Origin of the sequence: Tepidimonas taiwanensis, from assembly GCF_020162115.1 — a bacterium.
Classification (GTDB): Bacteria; Pseudomonadota; Gammaproteobacteria; order Burkholderiales; family Burkholderiaceae_C; genus Tepidimonas; species Tepidimonas taiwanensis.
In genome coordinates this window covers 2,728,629-2,750,000 of record NZ_CP083911.1, presented here as the reverse complement: position 1 = coordinate 2,750,000, position 21,372 = coordinate 2,728,629, and the positions used below count along the sequence as shown (strand labels likewise).

Sequence of the window (21,372 nt, the reverse complement as noted above, 5' to 3'; positions counted from 1 at the left end):
ACGTGCTGCTGCTCGACGAACCGACGAACCACCTGGACATCGACGCGATCGACTGGCTGGCCGAGCACCTGCTGGCGTTTCGCGGCAGCGTGGTGGTGGTGAGCCACGACCGGTATTTTCTGGATCGGGTGACGACGCGCATCGTCGAGCTGGATCGCGGGCGCCTACGGGACTACCCCGGCAACTACGGTCGCTACGAGGCGCTCAAGGCGGAGCAGCTGGCCCAGGAGGCGGTGGTGCAGGCGAAGGCCGATCGGCTGCTCGCGCAGGAAGAAGCGTGGATCCGCAAAGGGGTCGAGGCCCGCCGCACGCGGGCGCAGGCGCGCATCGAGCGGCTGCAGCAGCTGCGGCAGGCCCGCGCGGCGCGACGCGAGGCGCTGGGGCAGGTGCGGCTGGAGCTGGTGCGCGGACAGGCCAGTGCGCGGCTGGTGGCCGAGCTGGAGAACGTGAGCCTGTCGTTCGGCGAGGGCGAGCAGCGCGTGACCGTCGTGCGCGACCTGACGACGACGGTGCTGCGCGGGGACAAGATCGGCGTGATCGGCCCCAACGGGGCCGGCAAGACGACGCTGTTGCGACTGCTGCTGGGCGAGCTGGCACCCGACACCGGGCGCGTGCGGCTGGGCAGCCAGTTGACCGTGGCGTATTTCGACCAACTGCGCGCGGCGCTGAACCTGGACGCCACGCTGGAGGATTTCATCAGCCCGGGCAGCGAGTGGATCGAATGGGAGGGTCGGCGCACACACGTGCGCAGTTACCTGGCGGACTTTTTGTTTTCGCCCGCGCACGCGCAGCGGCCGGTGCGATCGCTGTCGGGTGGCGAGCGCAATCGCCTGCTGCTGGCACGGCTGTTCGCGCGCCCGGCGAACGTGCTGGTGCTGGACGAGCCGACCAACGATCTGGACATCGACACGCTGGAGCTGCTGGAGCAGCGGCTGGCGGCGTACACGGGAACGGTGTTTCTGGTGAGCCACGACCGGCGCTTTCTGGACGCGGTGGTAACGAGCACGCTGGTGTTCGAGGGCGATGGCGTCTGGCGCGAGTACGAGGGCGGTGTGGAGGACTGGATGGCGCAGTCGATGCGGCTGCACGGACGCGTGCCGGTATGGCCGTCGGCCTGGCGAGAGGCGGACACGGCCGTCCCGGCAACCGGCGAGGCCGCGGTCCCACGCCGCTCCCCCCGCGCGGCGCCGGAGGGGGCGGAGCCGGCACCCCACGGCGCTTCCGCACCGGCGCGCCGCCGGCTGGGTTACAAAGAGCGGCGGGAGCTGGACGGACTGCCGGCGCGCATCGAGGCGCTCGAAGCCGAGCAGCGCGCGATCGAGGCCGCACTGGCCGACGGCACCCTCTACGGCCGTGATCCGCAGCAGGCGCAGACGCTGGCACAACGGCACGGCGCCATCGAGCAGGAACTGATGGCGGCGCTGGAGCGCTGGGAGGCGCTCGAAGCGCTGACGAAAGACGACCCGAACGGCGCGCCCGCGCCGGCCGCCACCCCCCGGGAGGCCCGATGAGCGCGAGCGAATTTCTGGCGCTCATCACACTGGCGACGGTGACCAGCTTTACCCCGGGACCGAACACCACGCTGTCCACCGCGCTCGCGGCCAACGGCGGCCTGCGGCGGGCGCTGCCGTTCGTGTGCGCGGTGCCGGTGGGTTGGACCCTGCTGCTGGCGTTGTGCGCCGCGGGGCTGGGGGCGGTGGTGCTGGCGGTGCCGGCGCTGCGGCTGGGGATCCTATGGGGGGGCGTGGGGTATCTGCTTTGGCTGGCCTGGCGCCTGGCGCGGGCGTCGACGCTGACACAGGCCCGCACAGAAGGACTGCGGATATCGTTCGTGCGCGGGGTGGGTCTGCAGTTCCTCAATATCAAGGCGTGGATGCTGGCGCTGTCCATCGTGGCCGGCTGGATCGCCGGGCACCCCCAGGCGTGGGGGCGCTTCTGGCTGGTGCTGCCCGTGATGGTCGTGTACGCGTTCAGCAGCAACCTGACCTATGCGCTGGTGGGGTCGGTGCTGCGCGGGTGGCTGGCGGGCCCCATCGTCGATGGGCGACCGATCGGGCGGCGGCTGCGCGTGTTCAACCGGCTGATGGCGGGTGCGCTGGCGTTGACGGGCATGTGGATGCTGGCGAGCGGGATCCGGGCCCCTGCCGTCTGACCGGGCGCTGGGCCCGGGTCGCGATCCGCGCCTTCCGGCTCGCCGTGCCGCCGCGCTGTCGGGTGCGGATAGGGTGTAACCGGGGCGAGGGCACACGCCGGAGCCTGAGTGGCGCCCGACCGGGGTGCCCCCGTATCCCAAAACGGTGGGCGGCTGGACCGGGACATCGGCGCGCGTCGCCCGCGTGACGGGCGACTGCACGACAGCAGCCGAGAATGCCGCGCATGGGAACGATCCACCTCGTGCGGCACGGGCAGGCGTCTTTCGGCAGCGACGACTACGACCGGCTGAGCCCGCTGGGCTGGCAGCAGGGGCGGCGGCTGGGCGAGCACTGGCGCGCGCACGGCCAGCGCTTTGAGGCCGTGTACACGGGAACGCTGCGCCGGCACCAGGAGACGTGGCAGGCGATCCGGGAGGGATGGGGAGAGGCGCTAGAGGCCCAGGTCTGGCCCGGACTGGATGAATACGACAGCGCCGCGCTGATCGAGGCGCTGCATGCCCCGCCCCCGGGAGATCCGCACACGCCCGACGGGTACCGCGCGCACTTCCGGCTGTTGCGCGATGCGCTGCGGCAGTGGATGGACGGGGTGATCTCGCCGCGCGGCATGCCCGATTACGAAACGTTCCGCCGCGAGGCGGTGGCGCTGCTCGAACATGTGCGGCGCGCGCACACGGGCGACGTGCTGGTCGTCAGCAGCGGCGGGCCGATCGCGACGCTGGTGGGCCACCTGCTGGGCGCGCCGCCGGAGACGACCATCGAGCTCAACCTGCGCATCCGCAACACCGCGGTCAGCGAGGTCGCGCACACCCCCAAGCGCTGCGCACTGGTGAGCTTCAACGCGCTGCCCCACCTGACGGCACCGGAGCACCGCGACTGGATCACGCACGCGTGACGACCGGCCGCGGGGTCACGGGGGTGAAGGGTCACACCGGACCCATGGCATGCGCGCCACCCGTGGCTGGTCGCCCGATCGGAGGGCGCAGCAGCATCAGATAGGCTACGGCCACGCCGGGCCGTCGACCGCGGTCGCGAGCGGCAGCGCGACCACCTCCTGCAGCAGCTGCGCGAGCGACCGGCCGGCGGCGGCGATGGCGCGCCGGCCCCAGTCGGCGTCGGCGGCTGCGGCATGGCCCGCTGAACCCGCGGGATTGAGGTCCTGCATGGCCCAGGCGAATTTGGCGCTGCGCCCGTTGCCCAGCAGCGGGTAGCGCTGCGCCCGTTGCGCCGAGGTGGACGCAAAGTCCGCGCGGGCCGCATCGTGCACCCGCTCGGGCACGAGGGCCAGCATCAGCGCGGTTTCCACCTGGCCCGCGTGCACGCCGAAGCGCCGCTCGTGGGCCGACAGGTCCGCCTCCAGGTCGTGACCGTCGGGCTCGATGAGCGGGAGCTGGAACCAGTGCACGCTCCAGACGAGCAGGTCGTGGTGCGCGCGCAGCTCGCGCCCGACGACGTCCATCAGGCCGACATGCCCGCCGTGACCGTTGAAGAGCACGAGCTTGCGCACGCCAGCGCGCGCCACCGACGCGCCGATGTCGCGCCAGAGGGCCAGCGCGGTATCGGCCGAGAGCGTCAGCGTGCCGGGAAAGCGCGCGTGCTCGGGGCTGAAGCCGACGGGCTGCGTGGGCAGCACGTAGATCGGCGCATCGCCGGGGAGGTGCGGTCCCGCGGCGGCCAGCACCGCCTCGGCGATCGCGGTGTCCACCGCCAGCGGCAGGTGGGGGCCGTGCTGTTCGGTCGCACCCAGCGGCAATACGGCAACGGTGCGCTCCGGGTCGAGCGCGGCGACCTCGGGCCAGCGCAAATCGGCCCAGCGCTTGAGGCCCGGGGCAGCCACCGGGCTATCCGGGGAGGTATCCATGCGCACATCTTATTGCGCCGGCACGGCTTTGTCTTGAGCCCCCAGCTTTCCTCACGAGCACAGAACGCTGCGAGGGAGGCAAAACTTCTTTGCGCCGAATGAATAGCCGCGCGCGCCCCGGGGTGCAGCAGCCCGGGGCGGCGCCACCCCGAAGGGGCGTCGATTCAGTGCCGCGAGGGACAGCCAGTCGGCGCTGCCGTGGGTTGGCTTACCCCTATCACCCCCGCGGGGCGTAGATCCAGTGGCGCGACCACGGCAGTTCCTGTGCCGAGCGGCCCGCGGGGCGGCACAGCACTTGGAAAATGGAAATCTGGTCGTGCTCGAACGCCCACGCACAGCCGGCCAGGTAGACCCGCCAGATGCGCCAGATGCGCTCCGGCACCATCGCGCGCAGGCGCTCGGCCTTGGCCTCGAAGGTCTGGCTCCAGCAGGTAAGTGTGCGCGCGTAATGGCGGCGCAGGCTCTCGACGTCGAAGGGCTCGAGGCCGCCTTCCTGCATCGTGCGCAGCACCGTCGAGATATGCGGCAGCTCGCCGTGTGGAAAGACGTACTTGTCGATGAAGCGGCCGCCGCCGTGCGGGGTCTCGCCGTCGTGTGCGTCCGCCGTCGTGATGCCGTGGTTGAGCGCCCAGCCGTCCGGCGCCAAGCGCTCGCGGATGAGGCGGAAATAGTCGGCCAGGTGCTTGAGGCCCACGTGCTCGAACATGCCGACGCTGGTGATGCGGTCGAATGTGCCGGTGACGTCGCGGTAGTCCTGCAGCCGGATCTCGACCCGGTCGGCCAGTCCGGCGGCGGCGACGCGCTCGCGCGCGAGGTCGTACTGGGCCTGCGACAGGGTGATGCCGACGCAGCGCGCCCCGAACGCCTCGGCCGCACGCATCACCAGCGCGCCCCAGCCGCAGCCGATGTCGAGCAACGTCTGCCCCGGTTGCAGCCGGATCTTGGTCAGGATGTGGTCGATCTTTTTGCGCTGTGCGGTGGCCAGGTCCTCGTCGCCATGCTCGAAGTAGGCGCACGAGTACACCATCGCCGGGTCGAGCCATTCCGCGTAGAACGCGTTGGAGACGTCGTAGTGGTACTGGATCGACTCGCGGTCGAGCTTGCGGTTATGCGTGAACGCCTTGACCATGCGCTGCAGCGCGCCGGGGCGGCGGTCCTCGTCATCGGCCTGGGCGACGAGCGTGTGGGCCATCGCCAGCACGTCGTCGATGGCACCCTCGACGTCGATGCGACCCTCGACATAGGCCTCGCCGAGCGAGTCGAGACTCGGCGACAGCAGCGCGGGCAACGCCGCCACATCGCGCATGGCGATGGTCACGCGCGGCTGCGCGAAATCGCCCAGATCCCACTGCGGCCCGGTCTCGCCCCCGACGGCCCAGCGCACCCGCAGTGGCAGATTGACCCGCGCGCGCCACCGCCGCACCCAACCGTCCAATGCCTTGTCGATCGACAGCATGCCGTCTCCTCGCTCCGGTTCGTGGTGATGCCGATTGCGAGCACCGATTGTTGGCCAATCCGCCGGCGCTGAAAAGGTCCTGGACCCTATCGCGCGGATAGGCATGGCCGCGGTTGGCGGCTGGCGCACAATCACGGCGCAGTCCGCCCGGGGAACCTCCCGCGGTACCGTCCGATCCATCGTCCACCATGGCTGTTTTTGATTGGTTGCTCCGAGCCGGCGCGCGTGTTGCCCGCGCGTTCGCCCCGCTGTTGCTGGCCGCGGGCGTAACGGCGCTCGCACAAGGCGGCCCTGCCGCTGCTCCCTCGGCAGGCCCGACGGCACAAACGGAATACGCACGCGTCGAACTGTTGGTGCACGCGCCGCAGGGCGTGACCCCGGGGCAGCCGGTGTGGCTGGGCCTGCGGCTGGACCACGCGCCCGGGTGGCACACGTACTGGCGCAACCCGGGCGACTCGGGCCTGCCGATCGAGCTGCAGTGGACGCTGCCGCCGGGGGTGCGCGCGGGTGAGATCGCCTGGCCCACGCCGCGCAAATTCCCGCTTGGGGAGCTGGCGAATTACGGCTTCGACGGAACGCTGCTGCTGCCCGTGCCGGTGACGGTCGAGCCGGGGTTCACCGGCGACACACTGGACGTGCAACTGCACGCGACGTGGCTGATCTGCCGCACCGAATGCGTGCCGGAGGAAGCGTGGTTGCGGCTGCGTGTGCCGACCCAGTCGGCGCAGACGGCGCATGGCTCTCTGTTTGAATCCGCGTGGGCCGCGGCGCCGCGTGCGCTGGACGGCGCCAGCGGCGAGCTGCGCGTCGAGGGCGACCGGCTGTTGCTCGACATCACCGGGCTGCCCGCCGCGTGGCGGGGGCAGCGGCTGGAGTTTTTCCCGGAGACGGGCAACCTGATCGCGCCGGGCCTGCCATGGGAGCAGCGGTGGGACGGCGCGCGCTGGCAGGCGTCGGTGCCGCTGTCGCCGTACCGCAGTGAGTCGCCGACGCGGCTCGCGTTCGTGGTGGCGCCACCGCCGGCCGAGGCGCACGGCCCGGCCACCGCGGGGGTGCGGCTGGAGTGGCCGGTCGCGGGTACGTGGCCGGCGGTGGCGGCGCCGCCCGCGCCACGGGAGCCGCTGCCGGCACCGTCCGCCCCGGCCGGTGCCGCGGGCCCGACGGCCTTGGGCCTGGGGTTGGCGCTGCTTGGGGCACTGGTGGGCGGAATGATCCTCAACCTGATGCCGTGCGTTTTTCCGGTGCTGGCGATCAAGGTGATGGCCTTTCAGGCGCACGGCGCGGACCGGCGCGCCCACCGCGTCGGGGGGCTGGCCTACACCGCCGGGGTGGTCCTGTCGTTCGTCGCGCTCGGCGCGGCGCTGCTCGCGCTGCGCACGGCGGGGGAGGCGGTCGGCTGGGGCTTCCAGCTACAGAACCCGTGGGTGGTGGCGGCGCTGGCCACCCTGTTCGTCGTCATCGGCCTCAATCTGGCGGGGCTGTTCGAGTTCGGCCAGCTCGCGCCGCCGGGGCTGGCCGGGCTGCAACTGCGCCACCCGGTGGCGGACGCCTTCCTGACCGGCGTGCTCGCCTCGGTCGTCGCGTCGCCGTGTACCGCGCCGTTCATGGGGGCGTCGCTCGGGCTGGCGCTGACGCTGCCGGCGGCACAGGCACTGGCGGTGTTCGGGGCGCTGGGGCTGGGCATGGCGCTGCCCTACCTGGCCGCGAGTCAGTGGCCGGCGCTGGCACGGCGGCTGCCGCGGCCGGGGCCGTGGATGGTGACGTTCCGGCAGGCGATGGCGTTTCCGATGTTCGCCGCGGCGCTGTGGCTGTGGTGGGTGCTCGGCCAGCAGACCGGCATGGATGGGGCGGGCGCGCTGGGCCTGATCCTGCTGGCGCTGGCGTGGCTGCTGTGGGCTCTGGGCCGCCCGGGGGCGGCGCGGCGCTGGCTCGGCGCCATCGGCGCCGTGCTGCTGGCAGCGGCGCTGGTGTGGGCCGGCCCGTACGTGGGCCGGGAGGCGAACGCTGGCGCCACCGCCGATACGCGCGACGCCACGTGGGACGCGTGGACGCCGCAGCGGCAGGCCGAGCTGCTCGCTGCGGGGCGGCCGGTGTTCGTGGACTTCACCGCCGCGTGGTGCGTGACCTGCCAGGTGAACAAGGCCGCTGTGCTGTCAGACGCGGACGTGCTGGCCGATGCGCGCGCGGCCAACATTGCCCTGCTGCGCGCCGACTGGACGCGGCGCGACCCCGTGATCACCGAAGCGCTCGCCGCGCTGGGGCGCAGCGGCGTGCCGGTGTATGTGCTACACGTGCCAGGGCGCGCGCCGCAGGTGCTCAGCGAAATCCTGCGCAAGGAAGACGTGCGCGCGGCCTTCCGGGCGGCCGCCCAACGACAGGCGGCATCGGCGGGATAAGTGGCCGACAGGCCGCCCGACGATAATCGGGCGCCATGACATTCCCTGCGCTGCGCAACGACACCTTTTTGCGCGCCTGCCTGGGGCAGGCGACCGACCACACCCCGATCTGGCTGATGCGCCAGGCCGGGCGCTACCTGCCGGAGTACTGCGCCACGCGCGCCAAGGCCGGCAGCTTCATGGGGCTGGCCACGAACGTCGACTACGCCACCGAGGTGACGCTGCAGCCGCTGGAGCGCTACCCGCTGGACGCGGCGATTCTGTTTTCCGACATCCTGACGGTGCCGGATGCCATGGGGCTGGGGCTCCGTTTTGCCGCCGGTGAGGGCCCGCGCTTCGAGCGCACCGTGCGCACCGAAAGCGACGTCGCGGCGCTGGCCGTGCCGGACATGGAGCGGCTGCGCTACGTGTTCGATGCGGTCACGTCGATCCGGCGCGCGCTCGACGGACGGGTGCCGCTGATCGGGTTTTCCGGCAGCCCGTGGACACTGGCGTGCTACATGGTCGAGGGCGGCGGCTCGGACGACTACCGCCACGTCAAGACGCTGCTGTACAGCCGCCCGGACCTGATGCACCGGCTGCTGGCCGTCAACGCCGACGCGGTGGCGCTGTACCTGACAACCCAGATCGAAGCCGGCGCGCAGGCGGTGATGGTGTTCGACAGCTGGGGCGGCGTGCTCGCGGACGGCGCGTTCCAGGCGTTCAGTCTGGCCTACACGCAGCGGGTGCTGGCGCAACTGCCGCGGGAATACGCGGGGCAGGTCATCCCGCGCATCGTCTTCACCAAGGGCGGCGGGCTGTGGCTGGAGGAAATGGCGACGCTGGACTGCGACGTGCTGGGGGTCGACTGGACCGTGCATCTGGGACGGGCGCGGCGGCTGGTGGGTGGCGAGCCGGGCGGGCCAGGCAAGGCCCTGCAGGGCAACCTCGACCCGGCGGTACTGCTGAGTACGCCGGAGGCGATCGCGCGCGAGGCGGTGCGGGTGCTGGAATCGTTCGGCGCGCCGCACACGGACCGCACCCGGCGGGGCCCGACGCACATCTTCAACCTCGGCCACGGCATCAGCCTGCACACGCCACCGGAAAACGTCGCTGCGCTCGTCGAAACGGTGCATGCGCACTCGCGGCGCATGCGGGGCGGCGCGTAAACCTCGCCGCCGGAGCGGGACGCCGATGGGTTGTGCACAGCAACACAGGGGGCGGTCACGGCCGGCGGCGTTCGTGCAGCACCCGGGGCGCACCCGGGAGAAGCCATCAATTCATTGATTTATCGAGACTTTTTGGTGCTGCGTTTTTGCGCAACCCGACGCCGGGCCTTGAGAATCAAGGCTTTCCGCACGGCATCCGCAGCTTGCCAACAAACTTATCCACAGGATCTTGGGACAACCACGAAATCCCCGCGCCGATCATATGGTTGCCGAAGCATCCTGCGACCCCGTCGAAACAGGTGACGCCAACCCCGCGACCGAAGTCCTCCTCGACGTCGTGGTTCCGACGCCGGCGCACAGCGGGCTCGGGGACCGGCTGACCTACTGCCACACCGTGGCGCTGCCGCCGGGCACGCTGGTGCGCGTCCCGCTCGGTGCACGGGCGGTCGTCGGGATTGTGTGGGGGACGCCCGCCACCGCGCCGGCGACGCCGGTGCGTCCGATCTCGGAAGCGTGGCAGGCGCTGCCGCCGCTGGCCGCCGAGTGGCGCGAGCTGGTGGGCTTTGCCGCCCGCTATTACCAGCGGGCGCTGGGCGAGGTCGCATTGGCGGCGCTGCCGCCGGCGCTGCGCGAGCTCGACGCGGCGCGGCTGCAGCGGCGCCTGCAGCGGGCCCCGGAGCCGGTACCGCCGGTCTCCCCGCCACCGGCCGAGACGCCACCGCCGCTGACGGATGCGCAGGCCGCGGCGCTGGCGGCGATCGAGACCGTCGACCAGCCGATCCTGCTGTTTGGCGCCACCGGCAGCGGCAAGACCGAGGTGTACCTACAAGCCACGGCGCGGCTGCTCGCGCGCGACCCGCAGGCCCAGGCGCTGGTGCTGGTGCCGGAGATCAACCTGACGCCACAGCTCGAACAGCGCTTTCGCGCACGCTTCGGCGACGCGGTCACGACGCTGCACTCGCGCCTGACGCCCGCGCAGCGCCTGCAGCACTGGCTGGCCGCCCACCTCGGCCACGCACGCATCGTTTTGGGCACGCGCATGGCGATCTTCGCCAGCCTGCCGCAACTGCGGCTGATCGTCGTGGACGAGGAGCACGACCCGAGCTACAAGAGCCAGGAAGGGGCGCGTTACTCGGCGCGCGATCTGGCGGTGTACCGCGCGCGGCTGGGCGCCGACGCGGGCTGTCGGGTCATCCTCGGCTCGGCCACGCCGTCGCTGGAGTCGTGGCACGCGGCAGACAGCGGCCGCTACCGGCGCGTGCACATGGACGACCGCATGGGCGGCGCCCGCTGGCCGCGGCTGCGTCTGGTGGACCTGCGCCAGCAGCCGCGGGGTACGCTGCTGGCCCCGCCGTTGCAGGCCGCGATCGAGGCGCGCGTGGCGCGCGGCGAACAGGCGCTCGTCCTGCTCAACCGCCGCGGCTACGCGCCCGTGATCGCCTGCGACGCCTGTGGCTGGAAGAGTGGCTGTCCGCACTGCAGCGCGCACCTGGTCTTTCACAAGGCGGACCGGCGCCTGCGCTGCCACCATTGCGGCCACACCGCCCCGATCCCGCGGGCCTGTCCCGATTGCGGCAACGTCGATCTCGCGCCGCTCGGGCGCGGCACGGAGCAGCTCGAGGAGCAGCTTGCGGCGGCGCTGGCGACGCTACAGCGAGCAGACGGGACACCCGTGCGTGTGGGGCGACTCGATGCGGACACGTCACGGGCCCGCGGGGCGCTGGAGCGCACGCTGCAGGCCGTGCACGACGGCGCAATCGACGTGCTGGTGGGCACGCAGATGATCGCCAAGGGACACGACTTTCGCCGCATCACGCTGGTGGCCAGCGTGAACACGGACGGGGCGCTGTTTGCCAGCGACTGGCGCGCGCCCGAGCGGCTGTTCGCGCTGCTGATGCAGGCGGCGGGCCGCGCCGGGCGCGACGCCGCCTTCGTCGCGGCGCAGGGCAGCGCCGTCGAGCTGTGGGTGCAGACCGCGTACCCCGAGCACCCGATGTTCGCGGCGCTGGCGCGGCACGACTACGCGGCATTTGCCGCGCAACAGCTGGAAGAGCGCCGCAGCGCCGGCATGCCGCCGTTCAGTCACCAGGCGCTGCTGCGCGCCGAGGCGCGCCAGCTGGAGGCGGCGCTCGCCTGGCTGCGCCACGCCGCCGAGGCCGCGCACGACCTTCCCGGACGGGCACACGTCATGCTCTACGCGCCGGTGCCGATGGCGCTGACGCGCGTGGCCGGCATCGAGCGCGCGCAACTGCTGTTGGAAAGCCCCCACCGCCCGGCGTTGCAGGCGCTGCTGGCCGCGTGGATGCCGCGCCTGCACGCGCTGCGCGGCCTGCCGGACACACGCGGCCTCGTGCGCTGGGCGATCGACGTCGATCCGTTGAGTTTTTGAGTGTGGTTATTGATCCGGAACCAAGACGTTTCGTGCCCCTCCGCAGCGTCCAGTACCGGTGATGAACGCCGGTGTCTCCAGACAAACCCCCCAGCCATGCGGAAGCGGTCGTGTGCGCGACCTCACCCGCACACCCTCACCGCAGCCACGCCACCGCCGCGGAAAAGCTGAAAAACGCCAGCGCCGTCGACACCAGGATGATGCGCGCGATGCGCCCGTTGTCGGCGCCCATGCGCTCGGCCAGCAGCGAGACGTTGCTCGCGCTGGGCAGCGCGGCGGTGAGCACGAGCACGGTGAGCGCCGTCGGCTGCAGCGGCACGCCGAGCTGGATCGCCGCAGCACCGAGCAGCAACACCAGCAGCGGGTGCAGCACGAGCTTCATCAGCGCCAGCGGCACGTAGTCGCGCCACGGCATCGGGTGATCCGCCTGCATCTGCGAGCGCGCCAGCACCGCCCCGATCGTGAACAGCGCCACCGGACTGGCCGCGTCGGCCAGCAGCGCCACCGTCTTGTCCAGCGGTGCGGGCAACGTCAGCCCCCTCGCCGAGGCCAGCGCCCCGAGGCCGATCGCCCACGGCATCGGGTTGCGCAGCACCCCCAGCAGCGCCTGCTTCAGTGCCGCGCGCGCGCCGCCCTCCCCCGCGTCCAGCCGCGACAGCGCGATGCACAGCGAGCTCGTGATCACCATGTCGACGACGATGACCACGATCACCGTGCCGACCGCCTGCGGCCCGAGCAGCGCGGCGATCAGCGGCACGCCCATGAAGCCCGAGTTGGGGAACGCCGCCACCAGAGCGCCAAACGCCGCGTCGTTCCAGCGGATGCGCCCGCCCAGGCTGACCGCGACCGCCAGGCCGACGACGAGCAGCGCGCACAGCAGCCACACCCCCGCCACCGCCGCGTCGAGCAGCTGCGCGATCGGCGTCGACGCCCCGAAGCGGTACAGCATCGCGGGCAGCGCAAAAAAGAGCACGAAACCGTTGAGCCCGGGGATCGCCTCCAGCGGCAGCCAGCGCCGGCGTGCCGCGCCATAACCGGCCGCCACCAGCGCAAAGAACGGAAACGTCACCAGCAGGATCGAGCCCATGGGCCGCGATGGTAAACGCGCCCCCGCGGCGGGGCTGTCGCCCGCTGGCGCCGCTATCATCACGGCCCTCGCGCAGCGAACGACCGGCCCCCGTCCCGCGGGGCCGTGCCCCGACGATCGCTGCCCCTCCACGGTGCCGGCCGATGCACGACACGCTCAACCCCGCCCAGCTCCAAGCCGTCTGCCACCTGCACGGGCCCTCGCTCGTGCTCGCCGGGGCCGGCTCGGGCAAAACGCGCGTCATCACCCACAAAATCGCGCGCCTCATCCACGCCGGGCTCGCCCCCGAGCGCATCGCCGCGATCACTTTTACCAACAAGGCCGCCGCCGAAATGCGCGAGCGCGCCCGCGCCCTCGTGGGCAAGGCTGCGCAGGGCGTGCTGCTGTGCACCTTCCACGCGCTGGGGGTGCGCATCCTGCGCGAGGACGGCGCGGCCATCGGCTTGAAGCCGCAGTTTTCCATCCTGGACACGGACGACATCACCGGGCTGCTCAAGGACTGCGGCGGCACCACCGACAGCACCACCGCGCGCCACTGGCAGTGGCGCATCAGCCAGTGGAAAGGCGCGGGGCTGGACGCCGCCGCGGCGCTGGCGCAAGCGCGCGACGACGCGGAGCGCCAGATCGCCCTCGTGATGGCGCGCTACCAGGAACGGCTCGCCGCGTACCAGGCGGTGGACTTCGACGACCTGATCCTGCTGCCGCTCAAACTCCTGCGGGAACACGCCGAGGTGCGCGCGCGCTGGCAGCAGCGCCTCGGCCACGTGCTGGTGGACGAATACCAGGACACCAGCGCCACACAGTACGAGCTGCTCAAGGCGCTGGTGGGGCACGGCGAGCGGCCCGACCCGCGCCTGACCTGCGTCGGCGACGACGACCAGTCGATCTACGGCTGGCGCGGTGCGACGCTGGACAACCTGCGGCGGCTGCCGCAGGACTTTCCCACGCTCACCGTCATCAAGCTGGAGCAGAACTACCGCTCGACCAACGCCATCCTGCGCGCGGCCAACGCGGTCATCGGCCCCAACCCCAAGCTGTTCCCCAAGACGCTGTGGAGCGCGCTGGGCGAGGGTGAGCCGGTGCGCGTGCTCGCCTGCGACCACGAGGAGCACGAGGCCGAGCGCGCCGTGGCGCGCATCCAGGGCCTGCGCGCGCAGGGTGCCGCGTGGCGCGACTTTGCCATCCTGTACCGCGCCAACCACCAGTCGCGCGCGTTCGAGGTGGCGCTGCGCCGCGCCAACATCCCGTACAAGGTGTCGGGCGGCACGAGCTTCTTCGACCGCGCCGAGATCAAGGATTTGTGCGCGTGGCTGCGGCTGCTGGCCAACGAAAACGACGACCCGGCGTTTTTGCGGGCGATCACGACCCCGAAGCGCGGCATCGGCCACCAGACGCTGGCGCAACTCGGCGCGGTGGCCGCGGGGCTGCGCCTGAGCCTCTTTGAGACGCTGTTCGCCCCCACGCTGGAGGCGACGCTGTCGCCCAAGGCGCTCGCGGCGCTGCACGAATTCGGCCGCTTCGTCAACGAGCTGCAATACCGCGCGCGCCACGCCGTCGGACACGAAGCGGCACGCGAGGTGCTCGCGCAGTGGCTCGCCGACATCGGCTACGAGCGCCACCTCTACGACCACGCCGACAGCGAGCCGCAGGCCGCGGCGCGCTGGGGCAACGTACAGGACTTCGTCGACTGGATGGTGCAGCGCTGCGGCGGCCAGCTCGACGACACGGGCGGCATGACCACGCAGCGCGAACCGCGCCCGCTGCTGGAGGTGGCGCAGACGGTTGCGCTCATCAGCACCCTGTCGGAGCGGGAGCAGGACCAGGACGTCGTGACGCTGTCCACGCTGCACGCCGCCAAGGGACTGGAGTGGCCGCACGTGATCCTGGCCGGCGTCAACGAGGGGCTGCTGCCCTTCAAGCCCGACGCCGACGGCGACCCGGAGGCGCTGGCCGCACGCATCGAGGAGGAGCGCCGCCTGATGTACGTGGGCATCACGCGCGCGCAGCGCACGCTGGTCGTCAGTTGGCTCAAACAGCGCAAGCAGGGACGCGAGCGCGTGCCCGCGCAGGCCAGCCGCTTCATCGCCGAAATGCAGCTCGACCCCGCCACCACCCAGGAAGACCCGCGCGCCAAGCTGCGCGCGCTGCGCGAGGAGTTTGCCGCACGCGCCGCCGGCCGGGCCCCGGCCCGATGACCCTGTGCCGACAGGCCGATACCGCCGCTACAATTTCGCGCAATTTGGCACAAATGCATCGGTCTCGATGGTTTTTAGCACTTTCAGTCGAGTGCTGATCGTGTCGCTCGCGGCGGCGTTGGGGGCCGTGGCCGGTGCGGGCGCGGCCGACGCGCGGTCGGCGCTCGCCGCGCCCAAGGAACGCGTGGTGCTGACCATCAGCGGCAAGATCGGCACCACCAACCGGGGGGCCAACGCCGTGTTCGACATGGCGATGCTGGAGGCGCTGCCGCAGCACACCTTCACGACGCAAACCCCTTGGGAGGACAAACCATTGCAATTCCGCGGCCCGCGCCTGCGCGACGTGCTGGCGGCGGTCCAGGCGCGCGGCACCCAGATCAAGGCCACCGCGCTCAACGATTACCGCATCGTCATCCCGGTCGAGGACGCGCAGCGCTTCGACGTCATCGTCGCCACGCGCAAGAACGGCGAGCCGATGCCGGTGCGCGACAAGGGGCCGCTTTTCATCGTTTACCCGTTTGACAGCGACCCGGTCCTGAAGGACAAACGCTACTACGAGCGCTCGATCTGGCAGCTCAAGGCGCTCGAGATCGAATGACGTCACCGCCGCCGTCGCCACCACCGGTCACGGGTGCCGCCGAAGGGCGGCGTTTTCTCATTGGCGTGGCGGTGACGACGATGCTGCTGGCCGCAGGGCTCGCGGCGCTGTTGGTCGTCTTCCTGCGCCAGACGCGCACCGCCGAGGAATCGGCCCAGCTGCAGACCGACTCGATGACCGCGCTCGTCTTCCAGCACGAGCGTGAGTTTCTGCGCCTGCAAGCCGCGCTCGCGCTCGCGCTGCAGGCGCGCCAGCCGCCGGACTGGGACGCCGTGATGCTGCGGCACGAGATTTACGCCAGCCGGGTGCGGCTGCTGGACAACAGCCCGTCGGTCGCGGCGCTGCAAGCCCAGCCCGAGTACCAGGCCCTGCTGCCGCGCCTGCGGGCGCTGGTGCACGAGCTGGACGCGGCGCTGCCCACCAAGGACCGGCGTCGGCTGGACGCGGCGCTGGAGCGGATGAACGAACTGGGCCCCGACGTACAGGCCCTGTCGTTCACCGCCGATGCGTTCCTCTCGGACACCGTCAAGACCAAGCTGCGCGAAGTGCGCCGGCTGCGCGACGCCGTCGTCGCCCTGATGGCGATGCAGATCGCCGGGCTGCTGGCGGCCGCCGCGGCGCTGTGGCTGCGGCAGCGCCGCCAACAGCGCGAACGCGCCGAGCTCGAGGCACTCAACGCGGCGCTACGCGCGGCACGCGACGCCGCCGAGAGCGCGAGCCGCACGAAGAGCCGGTTCCTTGCCAACATGAGCCACGAGCTGCGCACCCCGTTCAACGGCATCCTCGGCATGCTCACGGTGCTCGACGACGGCTCGCTCTCCCCGGTGCAGCGCGACCAGATCCAGACCGCGCGCGCATCGGCCGAGCACCTGCTGTCGCTGCTCAACGACATCCTCGACGTCTCCGCGCTCGAGGCGGGCCAGGTGCGCATCGTCCCGGAGCCGCTGGACATGCCGCAGCTCGTGCGCGACGTACACCGCTGGCTGCAACCGCAGGCGGCGGCCAAGGGGATCGCCTTCGACTGCCGCATCGACGACGGCGGCACGCCCTGGGTCGAGGCCGACGCGACGCGCGTGCGGCAGATCCTGATCAACCTGCTCGGCAATGCGATCAAGTTCACCGAGCGAGGACAGGTGTCGCTAACGGTGTCGGCGCAGCGCCTGGCGGACGACCCCGCGCGCGTGCGCTGGACCGCGGTCGTACGCGACACCGGCATCGGCATCGACCGCGCCACGCAGGCGCGGCTGTTCCAGCGCTTCCAGCAGGCCGACCCCTCGATCACGCGCCGCTACGGCGGCAGCGGCCTGGGGCTGGAGATCTCGCGCACGCTGGCGCGCCTGATGGGCGGCGACATCCAGGTCCACAGCGTCCCGGGCGAAGGGTCGACCTTCACCGCGACGTGGATTACCCCGGTAGCCGCGCCGGACGCGCCCGTGAGTGGCTTTGCCGCGCCCCCGCCCTCCGCGTGGCCGACGACCGCGCCACCGGCGCCCGCCCCGGCCGGGGCCGACGGGGCCAATTCCCCAGCCCCGGCCACGGCACCCGCGCCCGCGGGCGACGGTGAAGCGCGCTGGCGCGTGCTCGTCGTCGAGGACCACCCGGTCAACCGCCAGATCGTGGGCCTGCTGCTGGAAAAGCTCGGCCACACCGTGGTGTTCGCCGAGGACGGCCGAGAAGCCGTGGCGCTGGCCGCGCAGGAGGACTACGACATCGTGCTGATGGACCTGCACATGCCGCAGATGGACGGCTTCGAGGCCACCGAGCGGATCCGGGCCCTGCCCGGACCGCGCGGCCGGGTGCCGATCGTCGCCCTCACCGCCGACGTGATGGACGGCTCGGTGCAACGCGCGCAGGCGGTGGGCATGGACGGCTTTCTGGGCAAGCCCGTGCAGCGCGCCCAGCTGGAGGCGGTGATGCGCCGCTGCGTGAAGGCGCGCGCGGGCGTCACCACCCCAGACCCAGCCGCAGCGGCAGATACACCGCCATCCCCGTGACGATCGTCCCGAGCACACCGCCGCGCCAGAAGAACCACGCCGCCCCGGCGACCGCCGCGTAGAGCCGCGCGTCCTGCCAAGTGTGGATCAGCTGGCCCTGCTGCATCACCACTTCTGGCACGACCACCGCCGCCAGCGCGGCGATCGGCGCGTACTGCAGCCCCCGCTCGGCCCAGTGCGGCAGCCGCCACGGCCGATCCGACAGAAAGAAGAAGCCGCGCGTGACCACCGTCACCGCGCCCAGCGCGGCGAAGATCAGCAGCCGCCACGGATCGAGTTCAGCCATGCGCGCGCCCCGAACCAACCGGTGCGCCGCGCAGCCAGCGCGGCCCGTGCGCCTCGGCGACCAGGCACACCGCCACCGCCGCGGCGATCGCGACGACGATGTTGAGCTTGAGCGGCAGCGCCCACGCGGCCACGGCCGCCGTGCCCGCCACCGCCGCCGACAGCACGCGCAGCCGCGATGTCGCCAGCGAACACCCCACCCCCAGCAGCGCCAGAATCCCGGCAAAACCCAGCCCCCACGCGGTCGGAATCGCGTTGGCCGCCGCGATGCCGATGACGCTCGCCGTCATCCAGAACGCGTAGTTGACCCCACAGCTGCCGGCCAGGTACGCCTCCTGGTCGAGCCGTTCGGCCTCGGTGCGGCCCGGGTGCGGGTAGCGCCGCGCAAAGAAAACGTAGCTCATATCGCCCGTGAGGTAGCCCGTCAGCAGCCGCTGGCCGCGCGGCAGGTGCGCCAGGTACGCCCGCAGGTGCGCGGAAAACACCACGAAGCGCAGGTTCACACAGAACGCCGCGGCCAGGATCACCCACAGCGGTGCCCCGGCCATGATGAGCGGCACCGCGGTCAGCTGGGCACTGCCGGCATAGACCAGCAGCGTCATCAGCAGCGCCTCCAGCGGCGTCAGGCCCGACTTGACCATCGCCACACCGGTCATCAGCCCCCAAGCGCCGATGCCCGACGCCGCGCCCAGCAGCTCGCGCGCGCCGGTGGCGAACGCCGGACGCCGCCACAGGTCGGCGTTGAGGAACGACGTGCGCCACCATGGCGCGGGGACGGTCGCCCCGGAGCCGGCCGCGCTCAATCGCCGCCCCCCAGCCAGGTGCCGATCCCCAGCGGCGCGCCACGCAGGAAGTCGCGCACCGGCAAGCGCCGGCCACCGGCACGCTGCACCTCGGTCAGCACCAGCACGCCGTCGCCCGTCTGCACGCGGATGCCGGCGTCGTCCGCCGCGAGCACGGTGCCCGGCGCTGCGTCCGTGGAACCCGTCTCGGCCCGCGCCGCCCACACCTTCAGCGGTACCCCGTCCCACGTCGTGACCGCCCCGGGTACGGGATCGAACGCGCGCACGCGCCGCGCCAGGACCGCGGCCGGCGCGCGCCAGTCCAGCACGCCCTCCGCCTTGTCGATCTTGTGCGCGTAGGTCACGCCATCGGCGGGCTGTGGCCGCCGCGGCAGCGGACCAGCCGCGGCGGCCGCCAGCGTCTGCACCATCAGGCGCGCGCCCAGCGCCGCCAGCCGGTCGTGCAGCGACCCGGCCGACTCGTCCGGCCCGATGGGCACCGCCGCCATCGCCACGATGTCGCCGGTGTCCAGCCCCTCGTCCATCTGCATGATGGTGACGCCGGTTTCGGTGTCACCCGCCTCGATCGCGCGCTGGATCGGCGCGGCGCCGCGCCAGCGCGGCAGCAGCGACGCGTGGATGTTGAGGCACCCCAGCCGCGGCGCCTCCAGCACCCAGCGGGGCAGGATCAGCCCGTATGCGGCCACGACCATCACGTCGGGGCGGGCCTGCGCGATCGCCGCCTGCGCCGCGCGCGCGTCCTCGGCCCAGCGGCCGTCCAGCCGCAGCCCCCGCGGCTGGGCGAGCGGCCACCCGTGCTGCTGCGCCAGCGCCTTCACCGGCGAGGCCTGGGGCTTGAGCCCACGGCCCGCCGGCCGGTCGGGCTGCGTGAGCACGAGCACCACCTCGTGCCCGGCCGCGGCGATCGCGGCCAGCGCGGTCGCGGCGAACACCGGCGTACCGGCAAACACCACGCGCAACGGACGCGCCCCCCCTCCCCGGCCCGCGTCGGCCGGGTCCCCCCCGCCGGCGGGGGTCAAAGCCCGGCCTCCGCCACCGCGTGCGCGCTGCGCCGGCGCGGCAGGGACGCCGCGCCCCCCTGGCGCGCCGCTTCGCGCTCGGCCTTGAGCAGCTTCATCTTGATGCGCTCGCGCTTGAGCGGTGAGAGGTATTCGACGAACACTTTGCCCATCAGGTGGTCCATCTCGTGCTGGATGCACACGGCGAGCAACCCTTCGGCCTCGATGACGCGGCTCACCCCGTGCTCATCGAGCGCGCGCACCCGCACGGCGACGGAGCGCTCCACGCCGTCGTAGATCCCGGGCACCGACAGGCACCCCTCCTCGCCCTTGCGCTTTTCGTCGCTGGCCCACTCGATCTCGGGGTTGATCAGCACCAGCGGCTGGTCGCGCGTGTCGCTGACGTCGATGACGATGATGCGCTCGTGGATGTCCACCTGCGTCGCCGCCAGGCCGATGCCGTTGGCCGCGTACATCGTGGCGAACATGCGCGGGATGATCGCGCGCACACGCTCGTCCACCGCCGCCACCGGCTTGGCCACCTTGTGCAGGCGCGGATCCGGATAGCGCAATATGGGCAGCGGTTCGATCGAGGGATTTTTGTTGGTGTTCATAGGTGTCGCTGTCGCTATTTTCACAATTTTTCGCCCGGCGCGCCAACGCAACCCCCGTTTGCCATTGCCACGGATGTGGTCAGACCGCAAAATTCGCCCCGGAGGAACCCGATTGATGATGACCGCGCCGAAACGCCGCTGCACCTTTGTTGCCACACACGAGACACAAACGAATCCAACACCCCACCGGAAGCGCGCCACCATCCGGTGGGCCGCCTCCGCCGCGATGCTCACACTGGCCACGACACTCACCTGGGCGACTCCGCCGTATCCCGTCACGGCACAACAGCGCAACACCGCCCAGCTCGTTGCCGAGTCCGGCGTGCCGTTGAGCGAGCTCGCTCCCAATGCACCCGAGCGCTACACCGTCAAGCGGGGGGACACCCTGTGGGCGATTTCGGCGCTCTACCTCAAAAAGCCGTGGCGCTGGCCCGAGCTGTGGGGGATGAACCTGCAGCAGATCCGCAACCCGCACCTGATCTACCCCGGTCAAGTGCTCGTGCTCACCCGCGTCGGCGATCGCGCCATGTTGCAGCTCGCCGATGACGCGCTGCCTACGGTCAAACTCTCACCGCGCGTGCGCGTCGAGCCGCTGGAAGCGAGTGCCATCCCGGCGCTGCCGCCCGGCGTGATCGAACCGTTCCTCGCGGATGTGCACGTGGTCGACGAGGCCGCGCACCAGAACGCGCCGCGTATCGTTGCCGGCCCCGAGCAGCGCGTGCTGCTCGCTCGCGGGGACCGCGCCTACGCCCGCGGCCAGACCGGCCCGAGCGAGGCCCTGAGCGGCGAGCCGCTGGAGCCGGAAACCGGCACCCCGCGGCTGCTGGCCATCTACCGCAACGCGGTGCCGCTGCGCGACCCGCAGACCGGCGAACTGCTCGGTCACGAAGCGCACGCGGTCGGGCGCGCGCGGCTCGTGCGCGCCGAGCGCGCCGACACGGCCGCCGATGGCCAGCCGATGCTGGTGCCGGCGACGATCGACATCGTGCACGCCAGCGAAGAGATCCGCATCGGCGACCGGCTGCTGCCGCCCATGCCACGGGAATCGCGCGCCTACGTGCCGCACGCACCCACCCAGCCGGTGCAGGGACAGATCATCAAGGTGCACGGTGACGCGGTGCGCTACGCGGGACAGCACCAGATCGTCGTGCTCAACCGCGGCCGCGCCGACGGGCTGGAGCCGGGGCACGTGCTCGGCCTGCTGAAAAACGCCGAACGCGTAACCGACCGCACCGACGATGCCCGCCCGACCGTCGTGTTGCCGGGCGAACGCAACGGCGTGATGATGGTCTTTCGCGTCTTCGAGCGCGTCTCCTACGCGCTGGTGATGCAGATCACCGACGGCGTGCGCGTCGGCGACCGCTTCGTCAACCCCTGACCCCGGTGCCCGAACGACCC

16 protein-coding genes and 1 pseudogene (1 of these 17 cut by a window edge) are annotated in these 21,372 nt (G+C 71.9%); 10 read left to right on the top strand and 7 right to left on the bottom strand.

Translation table 11 applies throughout. The features are described from left to right. From LCC91_RS12995 to LCC91_RS12985, 3 genes are all read left to right on the top strand, one after another. Positions 1 to 1,511: the 3' portion of an ABC-F family ATP-binding cassette domain-containing protein gene (locus LCC91_RS12995; RefSeq protein ID WP_082007538.1), read on the top strand. Its footprint begins 496 nt before the window's first position; only the last 1,511 of its 2,007 coding nucleotides appear in the window; the start codon falls outside the window, past its left edge; the stop codon is at positions 1,509 to 1,511. After that, positions 1,508 to 2,152 carry a LysE family translocator gene (locus LCC91_RS12990; protein WP_043700319.1) on the top strand — a complete coding sequence of 215 codons (645 nt, stop codon included), beginning with the start codon at positions 1,508 to 1,510 and terminating at the stop codon, positions 2,150 to 2,152. Before LCC91_RS12995 ends, LCC91_RS12990 begins: the two co-directional genes overlap by 4 nt. Positions 2,153 to 2,376: 224 nt before the next feature. After that, positions 2,377 to 3,045 (top strand): histidine phosphatase family protein, encoded by a 669-nt coding sequence (locus LCC91_RS12985; RefSeq protein ID WP_043700317.1) that lies wholly within the window; start codon positions 2,377 to 2,379, stop codon positions 3,043 to 3,045. A gap of 105 nt (positions 3,046 to 3,150) precedes the next feature. Here the strand turns inward: LCC91_RS12985 and LCC91_RS12980 are convergent, their stop codons facing one another. Both LCC91_RS12980 and LCC91_RS12975 read right to left on the bottom strand, forming a co-directional pair. Then, positions 3,151 to 4,011 (bottom strand): creatininase family protein, encoded by an 861-nt coding sequence (locus tag LCC91_RS12980; protein ID WP_143897712.1) that lies wholly within the window; start codon positions 4,009 to 4,011, stop codon positions 3,151 to 3,153. A 217-nt stretch (positions 4,012 to 4,228) separates the two neighbouring features. After that, positions 4,229 to 5,467, bottom strand: coding sequence for an SAM-dependent methyltransferase (locus tag LCC91_RS12975; RefSeq protein WP_043700313.1), 1,239 nt, complete (start codon positions 5,465 to 5,467; stop codon positions 4,229 to 4,231). A 188-nt stretch (positions 5,468 to 5,655) separates the two neighbouring features. On the opposite strand from LCC91_RS12975, the gene LCC91_RS12970 reads away from it, so the two are divergent. The 3 genes from LCC91_RS12970 (at position 5,656) to priA (ending at position 11,400) form a co-directional block, all read left to right on the top strand. Further along, entirely contained in the window at positions 5,656 to 7,863 is a 2,208-nt protein-coding gene (locus LCC91_RS12970) for a protein-disulfide reductase DsbD family protein (protein WP_082007537.1), read from the top strand. A 35-nt stretch (positions 7,864 to 7,898) separates the two neighbouring features. Beyond that, on the top strand, positions 7,899 to 9,011 hold the full coding sequence (hemE, locus tag LCC91_RS12965) for a uroporphyrinogen decarboxylase (RefSeq protein ID WP_043700310.1): 1,113 nt from the start codon (positions 7,899 to 7,901) through the stop codon (positions 9,009 to 9,011). Positions 9,012 to 9,273: 262 nt separating this feature from the next. Next, positions 9,274 to 11,400, top strand: a complete 2,127-nt coding sequence (gene priA / locus LCC91_RS12960; RefSeq protein ID WP_082007536.1) for a replication restart helicase PriA — start codon at positions 9,274 to 9,276, stop codon at positions 11,398 to 11,400. A gap of 136 nt (positions 11,401 to 11,536) precedes the next feature. Here priA and LCC91_RS12955 read toward each other — a convergent pair whose 3' ends face one another. After that, positions 11,537 to 12,487, bottom strand: a complete 951-nt coding sequence (locus LCC91_RS12955; protein ID WP_043700308.1) for an AEC family transporter — start codon at positions 12,485 to 12,487, stop codon at positions 11,537 to 11,539. 143 nt (positions 12,488 to 12,630) lie between these two features. Between LCC91_RS12955 and LCC91_RS12950 the strand changes: the two genes are divergently transcribed. The 3 genes from LCC91_RS12950 to LCC91_RS12940 all read left to right on the top strand — a co-directional run bounded on the left by LCC91_RS12950 (position 12,631) and on the right by LCC91_RS12940 (position 17,274). Next, positions 12,631 to 14,682, top strand: coding sequence for an ATP-dependent helicase (locus LCC91_RS12950; RefSeq protein WP_043700306.1), 2,052 nt, complete (start codon positions 12,631 to 12,633; stop codon positions 14,680 to 14,682). A 67-nt stretch (positions 14,683 to 14,749) separates the two neighbouring features. After that, the gene (locus LCC91_RS12945; RefSeq protein ID WP_043700305.1) at positions 14,750 to 15,280 is read left to right on the top strand and encodes a molybdopterin-dependent oxidoreductase; all 531 of its coding nucleotides are present in this window, start codon (positions 14,750 to 14,752) and stop codon (positions 15,278 to 15,280) included. After that, a complete protein-coding gene (locus LCC91_RS12940; protein WP_052231512.1) occupies positions 15,277 to 17,274 on the top strand; it encodes a response regulator in 1,998 nt (665 codons plus the stop codon). The genes LCC91_RS12945 and LCC91_RS12940 overlap by 4 nt, the downstream gene beginning before the upstream one ends. Here the strand turns inward: LCC91_RS12940 and LCC91_RS12935 are convergent. The 4 genes and pseudogenes from LCC91_RS12935 to def form a co-directional block, all read right to left on the bottom strand. Then, the gene (locus tag LCC91_RS12935; protein ID WP_043700303.1) at positions 17,225 to 17,560 is read right to left on the bottom strand and encodes an AzlD domain-containing protein; all 336 of its coding nucleotides are present in this window, start codon (positions 17,558 to 17,560) and stop codon (positions 17,225 to 17,227) included. The genes LCC91_RS12940 and LCC91_RS12935 overlap by 50 nt on opposite strands. Continuing rightward, complete coding sequence (locus LCC91_RS12930) at positions 17,553 to 18,362, bottom strand: AzlC family ABC transporter permease (protein ID WP_082007535.1); 810 nt, start codon at positions 18,360 to 18,362, stop codon at positions 17,553 to 17,555. Before LCC91_RS12930 ends, LCC91_RS12935 begins: the two co-directional genes overlap by 8 nt. After that, positions 18,359 to 19,321 (bottom strand): methionyl-tRNA formyltransferase, encoded by a 963-nt coding sequence (fmt, locus tag LCC91_RS12925; RefSeq protein WP_143897726.1) that lies wholly within the window; start codon positions 19,319 to 19,321, stop codon positions 18,359 to 18,361. Before fmt ends, LCC91_RS12930 begins: the two co-directional genes overlap by 4 nt. A 122-nt stretch (positions 19,322 to 19,443) precedes the next feature. Then, positions 19,444 to 19,974, bottom strand: a pseudogene (gene def, locus LCC91_RS12920) (peptide deformylase); the annotation flags it as partial. A 226-nt stretch (positions 19,975 to 20,200) separates the two neighbouring features. Here def and LCC91_RS12915 point away from each other — a divergent pair. Beyond that, positions 20,201 to 21,352 carry a LysM peptidoglycan-binding domain-containing protein gene (locus tag LCC91_RS12915; RefSeq protein WP_043700302.1) on the top strand — a complete coding sequence of 384 codons (1,152 nt, stop codon included), beginning with the start codon at positions 20,201 to 20,203 and terminating at the stop codon, positions 21,350 to 21,352. The last annotated feature ends 20 nt before the right edge of the window (positions 21,353 to 21,372 follow it).